Annotated in this window: 21 protein-coding genes; 8 read left to right on the top strand and 13 right to left on the bottom strand. The window is 72.2% G+C overall.

From position 1 onward, the window contains the following. Positions 1-19: 19 nt before the first annotated feature. Positions 20-985, bottom strand: a complete 966-nt coding sequence (locus FFG40_RS03635; protein ID WP_138802282.1) for a DNA-3-methyladenine glycosylase — start codon at positions 983-985, stop codon at positions 20-22. Between the two features lie 75 nt (positions 986-1,060). Between FFG40_RS03635 and FFG40_RS03630 the strand changes: the two genes are divergently transcribed. From FFG40_RS03630 to FFG40_RS03605, 6 genes are all read left to right on the top strand, one after another. Continuing rightward, a complete protein-coding gene (locus FFG40_RS03630; protein ID WP_111022389.1) occupies positions 1,061-2,089 on the top strand; it encodes a 6-phosphofructokinase in 1,029 nt (342 codons plus the stop codon). 180 nt (positions 2,090-2,269) lie between these two features. Beyond that, positions 2,270-3,247 carry an acryloyl-CoA reductase gene (locus FFG40_RS03625; RefSeq protein ID WP_138802281.1) on the top strand — a complete coding sequence of 326 codons (978 nt, stop codon included), beginning with the start codon at positions 2,270-2,272 and terminating at the stop codon, positions 3,245-3,247. A gap of 92 nt (positions 3,248-3,339) precedes the next feature. Then, a complete protein-coding gene (locus FFG40_RS03620; RefSeq protein WP_138802280.1) occupies positions 3,340-4,008 on the top strand; it encodes a GntR family transcriptional regulator in 669 nt (222 codons plus the stop codon). 5 nt (positions 4,009-4,013) lie between these two features. Beyond that, positions 4,014-5,336, top strand: coding sequence for a hypothetical protein (locus FFG40_RS03615; RefSeq protein WP_138802279.1), 1,323 nt, complete (start codon positions 4,014-4,016; stop codon positions 5,334-5,336). Then, positions 5,333-6,130 (top strand): ABC transporter ATP-binding protein, encoded by a 798-nt coding sequence (locus FFG40_RS03610; protein ID WP_138802278.1) that lies wholly within the window; start codon positions 5,333-5,335, stop codon positions 6,128-6,130. The genes FFG40_RS03615 and FFG40_RS03610 overlap by 4 nt, the downstream gene beginning before the upstream one ends. A 100-nt stretch (positions 6,131-6,230) precedes the next feature. Continuing rightward, on the top strand, positions 6,231-6,851 hold the full coding sequence (locus FFG40_RS03605) for a hypothetical protein (protein WP_138802277.1): 621 nt from the start codon (positions 6,231-6,233) through the stop codon (positions 6,849-6,851). Between the two features lie 13 nt (positions 6,852-6,864). On the opposite strand, the gene hemL is transcribed toward FFG40_RS03605, so the two are convergent. The 11 genes from hemL to hemE form a co-directional block, all read right to left on the bottom strand. Beyond that, on the bottom strand, positions 6,865-8,196 hold the full coding sequence (gene hemL / locus FFG40_RS03600) for a glutamate-1-semialdehyde 2,1-aminomutase (protein ID WP_138802276.1): 1,332 nt from the start codon (positions 8,194-8,196) through the stop codon (positions 6,865-6,867). After that, on the bottom strand, positions 8,193-9,248 hold the full coding sequence (hemB, locus tag FFG40_RS03595) for a porphobilinogen synthase (RefSeq protein ID WP_313900826.1): 1,056 nt from the start codon (positions 9,246-9,248) through the stop codon (positions 8,193-8,195). The genes hemL and hemB overlap by 4 nt, the downstream gene beginning before the upstream one ends. Beyond that, entirely contained in the window at positions 9,245-9,826 is a 582-nt protein-coding gene (locus tag FFG40_RS03590; protein WP_259411494.1) for a uroporphyrinogen-III synthase, read from the bottom strand. The genes hemB and FFG40_RS03590 overlap by 4 nt, the downstream gene beginning before the upstream one ends. A 258-nt stretch (positions 9,827-10,084) precedes the next feature. Beyond that, positions 10,085-11,137: a hydroxymethylbilane synthase gene (gene hemC / locus FFG40_RS03585; protein WP_260678781.1), complete on the bottom strand. Its 1,053-nt coding sequence runs from the start codon at positions 11,135-11,137 to the stop codon at positions 10,085-10,087. After that, the gene (locus tag FFG40_RS03580) at positions 11,134-12,366 is read right to left on the bottom strand and encodes a ferrochelatase (protein ID WP_027467028.1); all 1,233 of its coding nucleotides are present in this window, start codon (positions 12,364-12,366) and stop codon (positions 11,134-11,136) included. The genes hemC and FFG40_RS03580 overlap by 4 nt, the downstream gene beginning before the upstream one ends. Continuing rightward, positions 12,363-13,130 (bottom strand): hydrogen peroxide-dependent heme synthase, encoded by a 768-nt coding sequence (gene hemQ / locus FFG40_RS03575; protein ID WP_250895791.1) that lies wholly within the window; start codon positions 13,128-13,130, stop codon positions 12,363-12,365. Before hemQ ends, FFG40_RS03580 begins: the two co-directional genes overlap by 4 nt. 68 nt (positions 13,131-13,198) lie before the next feature. Further along, positions 13,199-13,429 (bottom strand): DUF3618 domain-containing protein, encoded by a 231-nt coding sequence (locus FFG40_RS03570; RefSeq protein ID WP_071404475.1) that lies wholly within the window; start codon positions 13,427-13,429, stop codon positions 13,199-13,201. A gap of 41 nt (positions 13,430-13,470) precedes the next feature. Continuing rightward, positions 13,471-13,929, bottom strand: coding sequence for a phage holin family protein (locus FFG40_RS03565; RefSeq protein ID WP_071404474.1), 459 nt, complete (start codon positions 13,927-13,929; stop codon positions 13,471-13,473). Then, a complete protein-coding gene (locus FFG40_RS03560) occupies positions 13,926-14,180 on the bottom strand; it encodes a hypothetical protein (RefSeq protein WP_017887727.1) in 255 nt (84 codons plus the stop codon). The genes FFG40_RS03565 and FFG40_RS03560 overlap by 4 nt, the downstream gene beginning before the upstream one ends. A gap of 100 nt (positions 14,181-14,280) precedes the next feature. After that, positions 14,281-15,597, bottom strand: coding sequence for an NAD(P)/FAD-dependent oxidoreductase (locus FFG40_RS03555; RefSeq protein WP_138802274.1), 1,317 nt, complete (start codon positions 15,595-15,597; stop codon positions 14,281-14,283). Then, positions 15,594-16,730 (bottom strand): uroporphyrinogen decarboxylase, encoded by a 1,137-nt coding sequence (gene hemE, locus FFG40_RS03550; protein ID WP_138802273.1) that lies wholly within the window; start codon positions 16,728-16,730, stop codon positions 15,594-15,596. Before hemE ends, FFG40_RS03555 begins: the two co-directional genes overlap by 4 nt. A 38-nt stretch (positions 16,731-16,768) precedes the next feature. On the opposite strand from hemE, the gene FFG40_RS03545 reads away from it, so the two are divergent. Further along, a complete protein-coding gene (locus FFG40_RS03545) occupies positions 16,769-18,091 on the top strand; it encodes a glutamyl-tRNA reductase (RefSeq protein WP_138802272.1) in 1,323 nt (440 codons plus the stop codon). Positions 18,092-18,126: 35 nt separating this feature from the next. Beyond that, positions 18,127-18,525, top strand: coding sequence for an NUDIX domain-containing protein (locus FFG40_RS03540; RefSeq protein WP_260678780.1), 399 nt, complete (start codon positions 18,127-18,129; stop codon positions 18,523-18,525). A gap of 89 nt (positions 18,526-18,614) precedes the next feature. Here FFG40_RS03540 and FFG40_RS03535 read toward each other — a convergent pair whose 3' ends face one another. Further along, entirely contained in the window at positions 18,615-18,890 is a 276-nt protein-coding gene (locus FFG40_RS03535; RefSeq protein ID WP_138802271.1) for a hypothetical protein, read from the bottom strand. Between the last annotated feature and the right edge of the window lie 25 nt (positions 18,891-18,915).

The following is an 18,915-nucleotide window of genomic DNA, read 5'->3' as shown; positions in this document are numbered from 1 at the left end:
GGCGAGCCGTCGCTCGCGCTCAGTGCCCCCGGTGGTCCTGGATCGTGATCCGCGGCCCGAACGACGGCTTCCGGAACCCGGAGCCGCCGATCAACCGCACGACACGCTCCCGGTGCCCGCGCCAGGGTTCGAGCAGCTCGAGCATCCCGTCGTCGTCCACGGGGGCACCGGTCAGTGCCCAACCGACGAGCGCCGGCACGTGGAAGTCCCCCACGCTGGGTGAGTCCGGGTCGCCGTGGGAGCGCTGGGCCGTCTCGGCGGCGGTCCACCGACCGACCCCGGGGATCGACTGCAGCTTCGTGGACACGACCTCGCCGCCGCGGCCGTGCACCAGGGTCCGTTCGAGTGCCGGCGCGAGCTTCACGGCGCGCATCACGGTGGCCGAGCGCCCCGGTTCGATGCCTGCCCGGTGCCACTCCCAGCTCGGGATCCGCGCCCACGTCGGAGCGTCCGGCGGCACCATCATGCCCGCGGGTGCCGGACCGGGCGCCGGGGTGCCGTGCCGACGGAGCAGGTACCGCCACGCACCCCAGGCCTGGCGTGAGGTCACCTTCTGCTCCATGATCGCCGGCACGAGCATCGCGACCACGGTGTTCGTGCGGAGCAGCCGGAGCCCGGGCTGCCGGTGTCGTGCCGCGGCCAGGAACTCGTTACCGGAGACGTCGAACGACGACCAGTCGTCGCCGCGTCCGAGCAGATCGGGGGCGTGCTCGACCGCCCACGGGGCTCCGCTGCCCCACGCCGACACGGCGATGGTGTCGTCGGCCCGGCGGATCGCCACGGAAGCGGGACCACGGGGCGTGCGCAGCGCGAGCCACACGACGCCGCCGACCACCTGGAAGGCCGGGTCGCCGGAGCCGCGCTGCAGGGGCCGCAGGGTCGACGCGACGTCCACCGCGCCTCCAGGCCGGTACACCGTGTCGACGCGAGACGCGTCACCGGACGCACCAGCGTCGTCGACGGCGGCGGAAGCGAGCAGGGACACACGGGGATGGTAATGCGGAACCACCGTCAGTCATGATGGGCACTGATCCCCACCACCCGACGACGGAAGTTCACCATGCGCATCGGCATCCTCACCTCCGGGGGCGACTGCCCCGGCCTGAACGCGGTCATCCGCGCGATCGTCCTGAAGGGCATCGCCATCTACGGACACGACTTCGTCGGCTTCCGCGACGGGTGGCGCGGGGTGGTCGACGGCGACATCGTCCCGCTCGGCCGCAAGGACATCCAGGGCATCGCGAAGCAGGGCGGCACGATCCTCGGCACCAGCCGCACCAACCCGTTCGAGGGCCCCAACGGCGGGGTCGAGAACATCTCCGCGACCCTGCAGCGGCACGGGATCGACGCGATCGTCGCGATCGGCGGCGAGGGCACCCTGGCCGCCGCGAAGCGCCTGACCGACGCCGGCCTGCAGATCGTCGGCGTGCCGAAGACGGTCGACAACGACCTGGGCGCGACCGACTACACCTTCGGCTTCGACACCGCCGTCGCCATCGCGACCGAGGCCATGGACCGCCTGCGCACCACCGGTGAGTCGCACTCGCGCTGCATGGTCGCCGAGGTGATGGGTCGGCACGTGGGCTGGATCGCGCTGCACTCCGGCATGGCCGCGGGCGCGCACGCGATCCTCATCCCCGAGCAGAAGACGAGCATGGAACAGATCGCGAAGTGGGTGCGGGCCGCGTACGACCGCGGTCGCGCACCGCTCGTGGTGGTGGCCGAGGGCTTCGTCCCCGACCACGAGGACACGGCGCACACCGAGCGCGGACTCGACGCCTTCGGGCGCCCGCGACTCGGTGGCATCGGCGAGCGCCTCGCGCCCCTCATCGAGGAGATGACGGGCATCGAGACGCGGGCCACGACCCTGGGGCACATCCAGCGCGGTGGCACGCCGACCGCGTACGACCGGGTGCTGTCGACCCGGCTCGGGCTGGCGGCGATCGACTCGGTCGTCGAGGAGCGCTGGGGCCGGATGGTGGCGCTGCGGGGCACCGAGATCGAGCACGTCTCGTTCGAGGAGGCGCTCGGCGAGCTCAAGACCGTGCCGCAGGCGCGGTTCGACGAGGCCGCCATCATGTTCGGCTAGGTGGGGCGGGCTGGGGTCGTGGCGGGGCTGGGCTGGGCTGGGCGGTTTCGGGCGTACCGGGTCGAATCGGGCGTACCTGGTCGGATGTTCTGCCCCGGTACGCCCCAATCCACCAGGCATCGCACGCGTTCTGGGAAAGAACGGGCAGGCCGCCGGGAGGCCCGGGGTAGCGTCCGGCGCATGACCCGCGCCGTCCTCGTGTCCAGTACAGCCCCGCCCACCGTCACCGACGTCGACCTGCCGGATCCGGCCGAGGGCGAGGCCCTCGTCGACGTCACGTACTCGAGCGTCAACTACAAGGACGGCCTGGCTCTCGCGCGGAACCCCGGCGTCGCCCGGCTCGATCCACTCGTGCCGGGGATCGACGTCGTCGGCACGGTGTCGGGGCTCGGGCCGGGCGTGCACGAGGTCGCGATCGGTGACCGGGTGGTGTTGAACGGCGCTGGCCTGGGTGAGACCCGGCACGGGGGCTGGGCAACGCAGGCCGTGGTGCCGTCCGGGTCGCTCGTCGTGCTGCCCGAGGCGATCGACGACTCGTTCGCGGCGGCCATCGGCACCGCGGGGTTCACGGCGATGCTCAGTGTGCTGGCGCTCGAGCGCTTCGTCGCGCCGGACGACGGGCCGGTGCTGGTGACCGGGGCGTCCGGCGGGGTCGGCACCGTGGCGATCGCACTGCTGGCGGCCCGCGGGTACCGGATCACGGCGTCGACCGGTCGCGCGGCCAACACGGACTCGCTCCGCCGACTCGGGGCGACCGAGGTGGTCGACCGCGGCACCCTGTCCGAGCCGGGCAAGCCGATGCAGCGCGCAACCTGGGCCGGAGCGGTGGACAGCGTCGGCGGGACCACGCTGGCGAACGTCCTGGCCTCGACTCCGTGGGGCGGTGCCGTGACGGCGTGCGGGCTGGCGCAGGACTCCGCGCTGCCGACGACCGTGTTGCCGTTCATCCTGCGGTCGGTCTCGCTGCTCGGGATCAACTCCGTCGATGCCCCGCTCGAGCTCCGACGTCGGGCCTGGGACCGGCTCGCGACCGACCTCGACGCGGCGCTCCTGGCCGACGTCACCCGCACGGTCACGCCCGAGCAGGCCATCGCGGTGGGGGCCGAGGTCGTCGCAGGCCGGGTGCACGGCCGGACTGTCGTCGCCGTGGCGGGCTGATCCGGGATGTTTCCCGAGCGGTTGATTTAGCAAACGTTTGCATATTGGCACGCTAGGATTTCGAGTGTCGATTTCGTCCTCGAGGAGATGACATGCCGGTCCCCAAGTCCACCGTGGAGAGTTCTCCCCGGAAGCTCCTGCGCGATGTCGTCTACGACAAGATGCTCGCGGCCCTGCGCGATGGCACGCTGCAGCACGGCGAGCGCCTGAACGACGACGAGCTGGTCCAGTGGCTGGGTGTGAGTCGCACCCCGATCCGCGAGGCGATCGCGAAGCTCGTCGACATCGGCCTGGTCGAGATGGAGGCGAACCGGTACACCCGCGTCGCCACCCCGACCTTCGAGGACTGGGTCATCGCGACCCGCGCGACCGCCGGGTTCTTCGAGCTCAGCCTGCGCTGGGGCGTCCCCGAGTACAGCGACGAGGACGTCGAAGCCCTCACCGTGCTGCTCGACAAGGCCGACCGCATGCGCAAGGTGCGGGACTACGGCTTCAGCGGCGCCCTCACCGAGATCATCGAGTTCGCCGTCGAGCACTCCGGGAACCCCCTGGTGCAGAACGCGGCCGTCGGCGCCATGGAGCGGGTCCGCTTCACGCTCAACCCCACGCCGGCGTTCGAGCAGTACGGATCCGAGGCGTTCTTCTCGATCCTGCACGAAGCCCTCTCCGAACGCGACGGCGAAGGCGCTGCCGAGGCCGGACGCGCCCTCACCCGCAACTTCGAACAGCACATCGAGGCGGTCCGCGCCGACCGCGGCTGATCCCCGTGGTCGACGGCGAGTGGGGTGACGCCGACCCGTGGGCGGCGTCGAACGACGACGCGTACGAGGCGCTGCTCGCCCATGTCCGCGCCGGGCCCCGCGGACCCGTCGCCGTCGACCTCGACGCGATGCGCTGGGCATGGGCCGTCCCGCGCGGCCACGTGCGGGGTGCGGCCGCACGTCTGGAGGACCTGGGGCTACTGACCCGACGTCCGGACGACACGTGGCTGTACGAGGAACTGTCCGACGCCGACCTGTCGGATGCGCTCGACGACTGGATCGCCCTGATCGGCCCGGCGCTCCGGACCACGATCCCGACGCTCACCGCCGAGCAGCGCGGTGAGTACGAGCGCTTGGTCGCACGTGCCGCACTGACCGCGGCCCTGCGGCTGCCGGAGCACCCCACGGCTTTCTCCGCCACCTGCCAGTTCTGGTTCGGCCACTGCCCGAACGCCCTGGTCCGCGACCTCGGCCATCGGGCGTTCGAGCGGTTGCGCTGGGCCCGCGTGCCGACCCGGGCTTGGTCGGTCCACGACGTCGACGCCTGGTTCACCACGTCCACCCGGGCGCTGGACACCGGCGACCCGGCCGACGCCACCGCGGCAGCCGAGGTGCTGGACGATCTGTTCGACGTCCACCGCCGGAACATCGGGGTACCCCGGACCAGTCGACCGGCCGACGACGCCTCCGAACGGCGCGCGGGTGCCGTGCACCGCGCACTCCTCCGCGACGTGCGTTCGGGTTCGCTGCCAGCGGGATCGACGCACTCGCTCGAGGGCCTGGTGGCCCGGACGGGAGCCCCGCCCCAGGCGGTGCTCGAAGCGGTCCGGTGGCTGCACGACCTCGGCCTGGTCGAGGGCGGCGGCGGTGGGTACCGTGTCGTCGAACCGTCGCTCACCACGTGGCGCGACACGATGGAGCTGATCAGCGGGGTGTTCGCCCACGCGACCGTCCGCGTCCTGCCCGGACTCGACGGTCCGGCGCTCGACGAGTTCCACCGGCTGGTGGAACGCGCCCGCGCCGACGGCCAGGTCCGCGACCACCGCTACACCGAGAGCGCCTTCGCCGTCACCCGGTTCCTGTCCGAGCAGTCCGGCAACCGCTGGACGCGTGCGGCGCTGCGCCTCGTGATGTCCAGGCTCGCGTACGCACTGCCCGAGGCTCCGGCGTTCCGGCAGTGGGACGCGGAGGCACTCTGGCTCTCGCTCGACGCCACCGCCGGCAGCGGTGACGTCGGGACCGCTCGGCTCGCAGCTCGCTTGTTCGTCGACGTCGCACGGGCGCACGTGGACGACGTCACGGCGCGGTGGGGCACGATGGGGTCATGACCGACGCGCACGACGACGTCCTGATCCACGCCACCGGGGTCCGCGTCACGCGCTCCGGCCGCGACCTGCTGCACGACGTCGACTTGACCGTCCGGCGCGGGGAGCACTGGGCGCTGCTCGGACCGAACGGTGCCGGCAAGTCCACGCTGCTCGCTGTCCTCGGCGCGACCGGACACCCCACCGCCGGTACGGTCGAGGTCCTCGGCCGCCGCCTCGGACGCGTCGACGTCCGCGAACTCCGGGAGCACATCGGCCACGTCGACCCTCGGCACCGGATGCTGTCGCCGCTCACGGTGCTCGAGACGGTGCTCACCGGGCTGACCGGCACGACGGACCTCATGATGCGGTGGGAGCCCTCGGCCGAGCAGGTCGCGCTGGCCGAGCAGCACATCGCCGACGTCGGACTCAGCGCACGACGGGACGCCCGCTGGCCGGTGCTGTCGCAGGGTGAGCGGGGACGCGCCCTCATCGCCCGCGCTCTGATGTCCGAACCCCAGCTGCTGCTGCTCGACGAGCCGGCGACCGGCCTCGACGTCGCCGCACGGGAGCACCTGCTCGAGACCGTCGACGCGCTGCGGCACCGGCACCCCGAGCTGGGCAGCGTCATGGTGACCCACCACCTGGAGGACCTGCCGGCCTCGACGTCGCACGCGATGCTGCTCCGCGACGGCGCCGTCGTTGCTCAGGGCACCTCGGACGAGGTCATCACGTCGTCGGCGGTGTCGCACGCGTTCGACTTCCCGCTCGCGATCCTGCGGTCGGAAGGGCGCTGGGCGGCACGCCGATCCGCCTGACGCGTGCTTGAATGGCCGTTCAGTGTCCGCGGCCCGTGTCGGGGAGGGACCCCGGCACCGCCCCACGGTGTCACGCCGCGGACCGTCACCAGGGGGAACCATGACGAACACGCCGCCGCCCTACCCGGGGTCGGAACCGCAGCCGAACGACGGGCAGCCGAACACGGGCCAGCCGAACGGCCAGCAGTACCCGCAGCAGCCCGCCGGCCAGCCCTACGCGCAGCAGCAGCCGCCCGCCGGCCAGCCGTACCAGGCCCCGGCCGGCGCCGCTCCCTACGCACCCCCGCCCAAGTCGTCGTCGTCCCGAGGCAAGCGCGTCCTGATCTCGGTGCTCGGCGTCGTCGTGGCCGTGGTGGTGGCGTTCCTCGTCCGTCAGGGCCTCAACGCGGCCTTCAGCGACTCCACGGAAGAGAAGGTCTCGAAGGCCGTCGAGCAGATCCGCGAGCAGAGCAACCTGCCCAAGCAGGTCGACTCGGTCACGACGTGGACCGGGATCGAGGCCGAGGGCGCCGCGATCCACTACGACTACACGGTGTCGGCGAACGTCGACCCGGCCTCGATCACCGAGGGGGCCATCCGCGACGCCGTCGGGCCGAACCTCTGCTCGAACAGCGAGACGAAGAAGCTCCTCGACGAGGACGTCGACATGCGGTACACCTACGAGTTCGAGGGCTCGTCGAAGACCGTCGACACGACCTTCACGAAGGCAGACTGCTCCTGAGCCCCGACGCCCGTCACACGGTCGCGGCGGCAGCAGCCCTCGCGGCCGCGGGCAGGGCGTCGAGGATCCGTCCGACCGCACGGTCGTCGTGTGCGGCCGTGACGAACCACGCCTCGAAGACGCTCGGCGGCAGGGTCACCCCGGCGTCGAGCATCGCGTGGAAGAACGGCGCGTAGCGGAACACGTCCTGCGCCCGCACGTCGTCGTAGTTCCGCGGTGTCTGCTCGGTGAACGCGAACGAGAACAGGTTGCCGGCGCGCTGCACGGTGTGGGCGACGCCCTCGGCCGACAGGGCGTCCGACGTGGCCGCGGAGATGACCGCAGCCGTGCGGTTCAGCGACTCGTACACGGACGGCGTCGCGGCCCGCAGCGTGGCGATGCCGGCGGCGACGGCCAACGGGTTCCCCGACAGGGTCCCCGCCTGGTACACCGGCCCGAGCGGGGCGAGGAAGTCCATGACCTCACGCCGACCGCCGAGTGCGGCGAGCGGCATGCCACCGCCGATGACCTTGCCGAACGTGATGAGGTCGGGCTTCCACCCGGCACCGTCCGGCACGACCTTCGACGCCTCGAGGCCCCACCAGCCGGCAGCACCGACGCGAAACCCGGTCAGGACCTCGTCGACGATGAGCAGCGCCCCGTGCGACCGGGTGATCTGCGCCAGGGCACGGTTGAAGCCGCGCTCCGGTGCCAGGACGCCCATGTTCGCCGCGGCGGACTCGACGATGACGGCGGCGATGCGCTCGGAGTGCTCGTCGAAGGCCCGGCGGACGGCGTCGAGGTCGTTGTACGGCAGTACGAGGGTCTGCGCCGCGGTCTCGGCGGTGATGCCCGCACTGCCCGGCATGGCCAGGGTCGCGACGCCCGAGCCGGCCTCGGCCAGCAGGGAGTCCGAGTGCCCGTGGTAGTGCCCGGCGAACTTCACGAGCAGGTCGCGACCGGTGTAGCCGCGGGCCAGCCGGATCGCCGTCATCGTGGCCTCGGTGCCGGTCGACACCATCCGGAGCTTCTCGATGGGGCCGTCGCCGTCCACCGACACCCGCTGCTTCACCAGTTCGGCAAGCTCGGTCTCACCGGGGGTCGACGCCCCGAACGACAGCCCGCGCGCGGCGGCCTGCTGCACGGCCTCGACCGTGCCGGGGTGGGCGTGCCCGAGGATCGCGGGGCCCCACGACGCGACGAGGTCGACGTACTCGCGACCCTCGGCGTCGGTGACGTAGGCGCCCTTCGCGGACACCAGGAACCGCGGGGTACCGCCGACCGACCCGTAGGCGCGGACCGGGGAGTTCACACCACCCGGGATCGCGTTCTTGGCACGGCCGAAGAGCTGGTCGTTCGTGGTCATTCGGGGGCCTTCCCGGTCGAGGCGATGCCGGCGACGTCCGCGGTGCTGCCCGAGGTGCGGAGGCCCGCTTCCTCGTTGAGCTTCCGCGCGATGTCGACGGCGAAGTAGGTCAGGATCGCGTCGGCACCGGCGCGCTTGATGCCGACGAGCGACTCCATCGCGGCGGCGTCGCGGTCGATCCACCCGTTCTGCGCTGCTGCGGTGATCATCGCGTACTCGCCGGAGATCTGGTACGCCCAGACCGGGACCGGCGAGGTGGCCGCGGTCTCGGCGAGCACGTCGAGGTAGCTCATCGCGGGCTTCACCATCACGATGTCGGCGCCCTCGTCGACGTCGAGCTCGACCTCGCGGAGCCCCTGCCGACCGTTCGCGGCGTCGATCTGGTACGTCCGGCGGTCGCCGACGAGCGATGACGACACGGCCTCGCGGAAGGGTCCGTAGAACGCCGAGGCGTACTTGGCGGCGTAGGCGAGCAGCGCGGTCCCGCCGTGCCCGGCGCCGTCGAGGGCGTCACGTGCGGCGGCGATCTGGCCGTCCATCATGCCGCTCATGCAGACGAGCTCGGCACCGGCCTCGGCCTGCGCGACCGCCATGTCGCGGTAGCGCAGCAGGGTGGCGTCGTTGTCGACGGAGCCGTCGGCTGCCAGCACACCGCAGTGTCCGTGGTCGGTGAACTCGTCGAGGCACAGGTCGGACTGCACCACGAGGGCATCACCGACCTCTTCCTTTGCCACCCGGATGGCCACGTTGAGGATGCCGTCCGGGTCGGTCGCGCCGGAGCCGGTGGCGTCCTTCGTGGTCGGGACGCCGAACAGGTTCACGCCACCCACACCGACCGACGCGGCGTCGACGAGCGCGCGGCGGAACGAGTCGAGGGAGTGCTGCTGCACCCCCGGCATGCTCGAGATGTCCACGGCGTCGATCGCGCCTTCGCGGATGAACATCGGCAGCACGAGCTCGGCCGGGTGGAGCCGGGTCTCGGCCACGAGTCGTCGCATCGCGGGGGTGGCGCGGAGCCGACGGGGGCGGACCTGGGGGAAGCGTCCAGTCACGGGTGACCTTCCTGGTGGGGGGTGGTTGGGTTCAGTGCCTCGACGACGGCGTCGAGCAGGGCTTCTGCGGACCTGGTGCGTCCGACCGCGTGCACGGGCAGTCCGGCCGCACGGGCGTCGGTCGCGGTCCCGGGGCCGATGCAGGCCACGATGGTGCGGGGGTCGAGCGGGGTCATCCGGCGCGCGATCTCGCGGGCGACGCTGCCGCTCGTCACGAGCACCGCAGCGGGCGTCGTCTCGAGGGTGATCGGCTCGTCGCCGGTCCCCACGGTACGGTACGCGACCACGTCGTCCACGTCGATGCCGCGGGCACGGAGGCCGTCGACGAGGGTCGGTGCCGCGATCTCGGAGCGGGGGAACAGCACGGTGCCGTCGGTGTCCGGCAACTCCTGCACCAGGCCCGCGGCGGACGTCTCGGTCGGCACCAGGTCGACGACCCAGCCCGCAGCGCGCGCGGCACGGGCGGTCGGCTCGCCGACCGCAGCGACGCGCACCCCGGCCGGGAGGCCCGCCACGCGTTCCGACAGGACCGTCACGGCCGTCGCGCTGGTCACCACCACCCATGCGTAACCAGCCACGGGGGTTCGTTCGCCGACAGCAACGGGTGATCCGGACCTCCCGGCCCCACCGGACGCGACCAGGCGGCGGACCGCAGCGTCGAGCGCGGAGGGGTCGGACGGCGGAGCGTCCGTGATGAGGGGGACGACGACGGGCGCGAGCCCTCGAACCCGCGCCGCTTCGGCGACCCGGTCCCCCCACGCACCGCCACGCGGGACGAGGACGACCGGGGGTCGCGCCTCGTCCGTCGCGGTGGTGGAGGGTTCCGTGGTGACCGCCTACTCGGCCGGCGTCGCGAGGCCGGGACCCGCGGTGTACGGCCCGTCCGTGGTGTCCTCGGCGACGGTGGTCGCCAGGTCGGCGAGGTCGGCAGCGCCGTTCTCGAGCAGCTCGGTCGCCACGCGACCGCCGACCGCGAGCGCCTCGTCGAGACGGTCCTGCGCCGACCCGTCGAGCACGGCCGCGTGCGACGCGGTGCGGTACTCGGTGCCGTCGGGGCGGTAGACGGTCGCGGACACGAGCAGGAGCTCGGCGTCCACCACGGCCGTCGCACCGATCGGGGCGGAGCAGCCGGCCTCGAGCTTGGCGAGGACCTCGCGCTCGGCCGTCACCGTCAGGCGGGTGGGGGCGTGCTCGATCTTGCGGAGTGCGGCGAGCAGCCCACGGTCGGTCTCGTCCGAGCGGATCTCCACCGCGAGCGCGCCCTGTCCGGGAGCACTGGGCCAGAAGCCGAGGTCGAGCAGTTCCGTGGCGGCCGACAGGCGGTCGATGCGCCCGAGGCCGGCGGCGGCGAGCACCACGGCGTCGAGGTCGTCGTCCACCCGGCCGAGGCGGGTGTCGATGTTGCCGCGGATGTCGACCACGTCGAGGTCGGGGCGCTGCGCACGGAGCTGCGCGGCACGGCGGGGCGAACCCGTGCCGACCTTCGCGCCCTCGGGCAGGGTGTCGACGGTGGCGCCGTTCCGGGCGACGAGGACGTCACGGGCGTCCGCACGCTTCGGCACGGCACCGATCGTCAGGCCCGGGTACGGCGCGGTCGGCAGGTCCTTGAGCGAGTGCACGAGCACGTCGACCTCGCCCGCGACGAGCGCTTCACGCAGGGCGCTGGCGAAGACACCGGTGCCGCCGAGCGACGCGAGGGAGGCACGGTTCGTGTCGCCCTCGCTCGTGACGGTGACGAGTTCGACGGGGCGACCAGCCGCCTTCGCCAGGCGGTCGGCGACGTCCTGTGACTGCGCGACCGCGAGCCGGCTGGCACGGGTGCCGAGCCGGATCGGGGTCGGGCCGTCGTGCCCGGTGGCGCTGGGGTCGTTCACGGTCGTGTCGGTCACGGAGCGACGCCCGCGGCAGCGGGCTTGAACCCCGCTCGCACGTTCTCGCAGCACCCGGGACGGCACACGTCGTACCAGGGGCCGATGTCGGTCATGTGCGGACGCTCGGCCTTGGGCGTGCCGTTGACGCGCTCGAGCACCAGGTCGACGAGACCGGACACGTAGGCCGGGTCGATGCCGGGGGTCTGCGTGCGGAGCGACCAGAAGCCGAGCTCACCGGCGGTCTCGGTGGCTTCCTCGTCGAGGTCCCACATGACCTCCATGTGGTCGCTGACGAAGCCGAGCGGGACGATCAGCACGGCACGCGTCGGGCCGCCCTTGAGGTCCTCGTTCATGTAGTCGTTGATGTCGGGCTCGAGCCACGGCTGCGTCGGGGGGCCGGAGCGCGACTGGTAGACGAGCTTCCAGGCGGGCTTCGACGTGCCCTGCAGGTGCGCGTGCTCGGGCTGCTCGAGGAGCTCGGCCCAGGCCTGGTCGAGGACGACCTCGCCGACGGCCAGGTGCTGCGCCTCGTACGCGCCGTGCTCGTCGAACCCGCGGTAGTCGGGGCCCGAGCGGGCGGCGTCGGTCGAGGGGATGGAGTGCGTCGAGAAGAGCACCTGCAGCTCGGTCGCGACGTCGAGGCCCTCGTTCTCGGCGATCGCGCGGGCCATGCCGTCGCGGACGCCGTCGATGAACGGGCGGACGAAGCCCGGGTGGTCGAAGAACTGGCGGATCTTGTCGATCTGGATGGTGTCGATCAGACCGGTCTCGTTGAGCACGCGGGCGTAGTCCTCGCGGTACTGCCGGCAGCTCGAGAACGACGAGTACGCGCTCGTGGCGATGGCGACGAGCTTCGTGTAGCCCTTGTCCGCCGCCTCGGTGAAGGCTTCTTCGAGGTAGGGCTCCCAGTTGCGGTTGCCCCAGAGGACCGGCATGTCGATGCCGCGCGACGCCAGCTCGGCCTCGAGCGCGGCCTTGAGCGCACGGTTCTGCGCGTTGATCGGGCTCACGCCGCCGAAGTGGCGGTAGTGGTGCGCCACCTCTTCGAGACGCTCGTCCGGGATCCCGCGGCCGCGGGTGACGTTCCGCAGGAAGGGGATGACGTCGTCCTGGCCCTCGGGGCCACCGAAGCCGGCGAGCAGGATCGCGTCGTAGGCGGTCGGGGTCTCGACGTGCTCGGGACCGGACGCCGCCGCGGGGGTGGCGGCGAGGACCTGGCCGTTCGTGATCATGCTGGTGTCGGTCATGACAGCACCTCCGGGAGTTCGGCGGTCGTCACGCGACGACCCGTGAAGAAGGGGACCTCTTCGCGCACGTGCATGCGCGCTTCGGTGTAGCGGAGATCGCGCATCAGGTCGACCAGGTCGACGAGGTCCGGGCTCTCGAGCGGCAGGATCCACTCGTAGTCGCTCAGGGCGAAGGTCGCGATGGTGTTCGTGAGCACGCGACGGTACTTCGCGCCGGCGACGCCGTGGTCGCGGAGCATCTTCGAGCGCTCCTCTTCCGGCAGCAGGTACCACTCGTAGGAGCGGACGAACGGGTACACCGTGATCCACGCCTCGGGATCCTTGCCGCGCAGGAACGCGGGGGTGTGCCGCTTGTTGAACTCGGCCTCGCGGTGCATGGCCATCACGTGCCAGACCGGCTCGGCGTCCTGGAACAGGCCGGTGCGACGGATCTCGCGCAGCACGGCCTGGATGGCCTGCGCGTCGTCGCCGTGCAGCCAGACCATGACGTCGGCGTCGGCACGGAAGGCCGAGACGTCGTAGAAGCCACGGATCGTGACCCCGCGCTCGGCGGCGCTGGCGATCACGGTGTCGAGTTCGGCCACGGCGTCGTCGCCGACGCGGTGGACCGGACCGAGGGGCCGGCGGAACACAGCCCAGAGGGCGTAGGCCGTCAGCAGGTTCGGGTCGATCCCGGAGTCCGGGTGACCGGTCTCGGCGGGTTCCGTGTGGGGGTGGTCGTGCGCGGGCACGGGCCCGGTGTTCGTGGGCGCGTCGGAGCTCATGGATCCATTGTCCTATCGGTTGCCAGGGTGTTGGCCGCCCCGCATCCGGTGGACCGCGCTCGGGCGGTCTACCGCCGTCGGAGCACCAGCACGACGATACCCCCGACCACCGCCACACCGGCTGCGAGACCGGCCAGGTAGGGCACCGGCTTCTCGTCGAGGCCGCGCTTGAACTTCGACGCCGCGATCCCGATCTGCTTCGGGACGTTGAGCTTGTCCTCGATCGCGTCGAGGGTGTCGAACAGCTGGGCGCGGGTCGCGGCGACGCGAGCAGCGAGATCGTCGTGCGGGTCGGTCACGGTTCCTCCGTCGGTGGTGCGGCTGTCGGGGCTGTCGGCGCTCAGGAGCGGCCGTCGACGTCCGGCTTGCGGCTGCCGTACTGCGTCGGCGGGGTCGGCTTCTTGCCGAGGCCCTTCACCGCGTTGATGTCGTCCTTGACGCTGGCGATCGTGCGCTTCGGGGTGATCGGCAGGCCCTTCTTCAGGCGCTTCCAGCCGATCAGGCCGAGGATCGCGGCGATGATCAGCATCACCACGGCCACCACCAGTGCGGCCAGCCACGCCGGCATCACGGTCGCGAGGCCCATCACGGCTGCGGTCAGCAGGACGCCGATCGCGTAGAGCACGACGACGAGCGCACCGACCAGCAGACCGGCTGCGAGGCCGAAGATCTTCGCCTTCGCGAGCATCTCGGCCTTGAGCAGGTCGATCTCGCCCTTGACCAGGCCCTTGACGAGCTTCGGGACGTCGCCGACCAGGCCGAACAGCGAACGCGACTTGCGATCGCGGGTGTCGGTCATGAGGTGGTGGTGTCCTTCTTCTGGCCGACCTTGCGGACGGCCTTCTTGGTCGTCTCACCGATGAACTCGGCGACGTCCGGGGTCTTGTCGGCGATGAAGTCCTCGGCGACGTGCACGCCCTTCTGGACGCCGTTGCTGTTCCAGACCTTGCCGCTGACGGTCTTGATCTGCTCGTACCGCGCCCGTCCGGCTCGCGATCCCAGGACGTACCCGAGTGCGGCGCCGGCGACGAACAGGAGCTTTCCGCGCATGTGCGATTCCTCCGTGCATTGGTTGTGCGGTGGTCATGCACCGAACGGAATACGTCCGGCGGTCTCACCAACAGTAGCCCTCAGGGGCTGCGCGGTCCGCTCAGGAACCGAGGATCTCGTCGGCTGCCGTCCGAGCGGCGGCGATGATGCCCGCCAGACCCCGTCCGGTCGAGGCCTCACCGATGCCGACGACGCCCTCGGCCAACCCGGCCGCGGCCAGGTCCGGTCCGTACCAGCCGACGCGTGCGGCGCCGCTGACGCGGTCGGCCGTGATCGGCACACCGAGGAGCGTGGACGCGTCCTGCAGCGCGCGGCTGCCGACGGGGTCGGTCGGGTCGACCGGGAGGCTCGTGGCGACGCCCGCAGGGTCCGTCCCGGTGGTCGCGTAGCTGAGCCGCAGGACCTGGCGTCCGTCCGCCACGTCGGCCAGCCACGGCCACTTCACGGTCGCGTGCGTGAGGGCCTTCGCCGCCACCGCCTGGGCGTCGGGGTGCACGAGCATCCCGGTGCCGCGCGGGGCGGCATCGAGCTCCGGCTGGTCGACGACGAGCGTGACGAGCTGGATGCCCGTCCGGTCGGGGGCTGCCGTGCGCTCTGGGTCGGCGACGGAGGACAGGGTGTGCTGGGCCGGCAGCCGTTCGGTGGAGCCGTCGGCGCTGACGACCTCGACCGCGTGCGCCTCGATGCGGGTTGCCCGGGTGTGCAGCCGGACGTCGACCCCGTAGGTCTCCATGTCGGCGACGAGCTCGTCCACCAGGCGCACCGTCCCACCGCGGATCCCCTGCACCGGGGTGCCGGCAGCCGCGCGCGCCCGCAGCGACAGCACGGCCCGGGCGAGTGAGCCCTCGCGGAGCAGTGCGGCACGCAGGCCCGGAGCCACCCGGTCGGGGTCGAGCTGGTCGGGGTGCGTGGAGTGCACGCCACCGGCGATCGGCACCACGAGGTCGTCGAGCACCCGCTCCCCCATGCGCCGACGGACGAGTTCGCCGAGCGACGAGGCCTTGGCGCCCACCGGTGCCGGCAGCAGCGAGTCCATCTGGGCGCGCAGGCCGCCCTTCTGCCCGACCACGGCCAGCACGTCGGCGGCCATCGGGGTGCTCGGGATGCCGAGGAGCCCGGTCGCCGGGATCGGGGAGGTCCGGCCGTCGCGGGTCATCAGCCAGGCGCCGCGCGGGTCGGGGGCGACGACGTCGTTGCCGAGTCCGAGCTCGATCGCCAGGCGGCCGACGGCGTCCGTGCGGGTGGCGAACGAGTCGGCCGCCATGTCCAGGTCGATCCCGCCGACGGTGTGCCGACGGATCATGCCCCCGAGCTCGCCCGAGGACTCGACGAGCACCACGTGGGCGCCGCCCTTGGCGAGGTCACGGGCGGTGACGAGCCCGGCGACCCCGCCGCCGACCACGACGACGTCGGTCACGCGCCGGCTCCGTCCTGCGCTGCACCGTCGTCCGTGCGACCGTCGCCGAGCGAGTGGACCAGTTCGACCACCCGGGTCAGGACGGCCGGGTCGGTCTCGGGCGGGACCCCGTGGCCGAGGTTCACGATGTGGGCCCGTGCGGCACCGCCCCGACGGACGACGTCGCGGACGTGCGCTTCGAGGACGTCCCACGGCGCCGAGAGCATCGCCGGGTCGATGTTGCCCTGCACGCTGACGCCGGTGCCGACGCGCTGGACCGCCTGGTCGAGCGGCAGGCGCCAGTCGACCCCGACCGCGTCGACGCCGACGGTGTCCGTGCCGAAGGTCGTCATGTCGGCCAGGACCTCGCCGCTCCCGACGCCGAAGTGGATGCGCGGCACCCCGAGCTCGGCGACGTGCGACATCGCCCGGGCGGAGTGCGGTGCGACGGACCGGACGTAGTCGGCGCGGGACAGCGACCCGACCCACGAGTCGAAGAGCTGCGCGGCCGAGGCCCCGGCGAGCACCTGTGCCCGGAGGAACATCCCGGACACCTCGGCGGCCCAGGCGAGCAGCCGCGACCAGGTCTCGGGGTCGGCGTGCATGAGCGTGCGGGCGCGGATGTGGTCCTTGGACGGGCCACCCTCGACCAGGTAGGCGGCAAGGGTGAACGGTGCCCCCGCGAAACCGATCAGCGGGGTGTCGCCGAGCTGCTCGACCGTGCGTCGGACGGCCTGCTCGATCGGGGCGAGGGCCGCGGGGTCGAGCTGCTCGAGGGCGTCGACGTCGGCGGGGGTGCGGATCGGCGACGAGAGCACCGGCCCACGACCGGGGACGATCTCGACGTCCACTCCGGCGAGCTTGATCGGCACGACGATGTCGCTGAAGAAGATGCCCGCGTCGACCCCGTGCCGGCGGACCGGCTGCAGGGTGATCTCCGACGCCATCTCCGGGTCGAGGCACGCGTCGAGCATGGCTGTGCCGATCCGAAGCTCCCGGTACTCCGGAAGGGACCGTCCGGCCTGCCGCATGAACCACACCGGGAGCGTCTCCGGACGGTCACCCCGCAGGGCCCGGACCAGGCGGGAACCACTCGTCCGCCCTGATGCCAGGGGGTGGGAGTCGGGGAGGGATGTGGTCGTCGCTTCGGTCACCGGATGATTCTCCCATCGAGCGCGTTACCATTGACTACGTGCTCATCTGTCTCACGGCGTCGCATCGCAACGCCAGCTTCGATCTCCTGGAGCGACTGAGCATCGGTGCACCCGCGGCAGCCAGCCGACTCGTCACGGATGCCGGCGTCCTGGACGGTGCCGTGGTGCTCGCCACCTGCAACCGCTTCGAGGCGTACCTCGACATCGCGGGCGACGAGAGCGACTCCGCCGTCTCCGCCACCGTGCAGGCCGTGGCCGCCGCGAGCGACCTGGACGCCACCGAGGTGCTGGACTCCGTCAACGTGCTGGACGGCAAGGACGTCGTGCAGCACCTGTTCGCCGTGTCGAGCGGACTCGAGTCCGTCGTCGTCGGCGAGACCGAGATCTCCGGCCAGGTCCGTCGCTCGCTCGAGGACGCCCGGTCGAACGGCACCACCACCTCGGACCTCGAGCGCCTGTTCCAAGAGGCCGCGCACACCTCACGCGGCGTCAAGACCCGCACCCGCATCGGCGCCGCCGGCCGGTCGCTCGTGCGCCTCGGCCTCGAACTCGCCTCGTCGCGGGTCACCGACTGGGCCCGCACCCGCGTGCTGCTCGTCGGCACCGGCAGCTACGCGGCCACCACCATCGCCGCCCTGCGTGACCGCGGCGCCACGAACATCCAGGTGTTCTCGCCGTCGGGCCGGGCTCCCTGGTTCGCCGCCAAGCACGACCTCGTCGCCGCCCGCGACCTGCGCCAGGCCATCGGCGAGAGCGACGTCCTGATCACCTGCACCTCGAGCGAGGTCCCGGTCGTCGCACCGGCCGACCTCGACGACGGGGTCCGCCGCATCGTCATCGACCTCGGGCTCCCCCGCAACGTCGACCCCGCGGCCGCCGGTGTCGACGGCGTGGAACTGCTCGACCTCGAGACGATCAGCATCCACGCCCCGATCTCCGAGCTGAACGCCGAGTCCGAGGCCCGCGCGATGGTCGACGACGCCGTGTCCCGGTTCCGCGCCCAGGCGATGGAGCAGTCGACGACCCCCGCGCTCGTGGCGTTCCGCAAGCACGTGTTCGACATCCTCGACGACGAGATCGAGCGGGCCAAGCGCCGCGCGGACGCCGACGGCGAGTCCGTCGAGCACACCGAGCGGGCGCTCCGGCACCTGGTCGGCGTCCTGCTGCACCGTCCCTCGGTCCGCGCTCGTGAGCTCGGTCGCGCCGGTCGCGGCGAGGAGTTCGTCGGGGCGATCGACTCCCTGTACGGCGTCCGGCCGGAGGCTGAGCCGGAGCTGCCGTCGCCCGTTGTCCCGCTCGCCGACCGCACGGCACTGGGCCCGACCGCCTCGGATCGCGACGACCAGGCGGACGCGAGCTGAGCCTCCAGGCCGCTCCGCAACCGCCCACGCTGCGCGTGAGTGCGCTGCTGCTGGTGCGTGACCGACGTGTCCTGATGGTGCGCGCCCGGGCGCGCGACGTGCTCTACCTGCCCGGCGGCAAGGCGGAGCCGCACGAGACCGACGTCGAGGCCGCCGTCCGCGAGGCGCTCGAGGAGACCGGCCTGCGGCTCACCGCCGACGACGTCGACCCGTTCGGCGTCGTGCTCGAGCCCGCCCACGGGCAGGCTCCGGGGACCATGGTCGCGATGACGCTGTTCCTGGTCCGGCCGGGAGGCCCGCTGGACTCCGCCACGCCCGTCGCCTCGGCCGAGGTGGACGAGGTCGAGTGGGTCACCTCCGCCGACGCGGACCGCTGCCCGCCTGCGGGCGTGGAGACGCTCCGCCGCCTGGTGGCGGCGGAGCTCATCGACTGACCGTCAGGCGCAGAGCGACGACGCAGAGGAGCCCATGCTCGAGGATGAGTACTCATCCTTGAGCATGGGCTCGCTTCCGCTCGGGTTCGTCAGGCCTTGTCGGTGTCGGTGTACTCGCCGACCTCGCCGTTCTGGACCGGCTCGGCCTCGCCGGGGATGTCCGAGTCGACGTACTCGCCGTCGGGTCCGTCCCCGGTCGGACGCGTCTCGCCGGGGATGTCGCTCGAGACGAACTCGCCGACGGGCTCCGTCGACTCGACGTGCTCCTCGCCCGGGATCTCGCTGTCCGTGAAGGCTCCGGCGCGGGGTTCGACCCCGTCCGCGCGACCCTCGTCGCCTCGTGCCTGTTCGTGCTTGCCCGTCATGTCCGACCTCCGCTGCTCGGGTTGC

Origin of the sequence: Curtobacterium sp. KBS0715, assembly GCF_005938005.2 — a bacterium.
GTDB lineage: Bacteria > Actinomycetota > Actinomycetes > Actinomycetales > Microbacteriaceae > Curtobacterium > Curtobacterium flaccumfaciens.
Note: the sequence above shows the minus strand (reverse complement) of the source record. Positions and strands in the feature narration are given on the sequence as shown.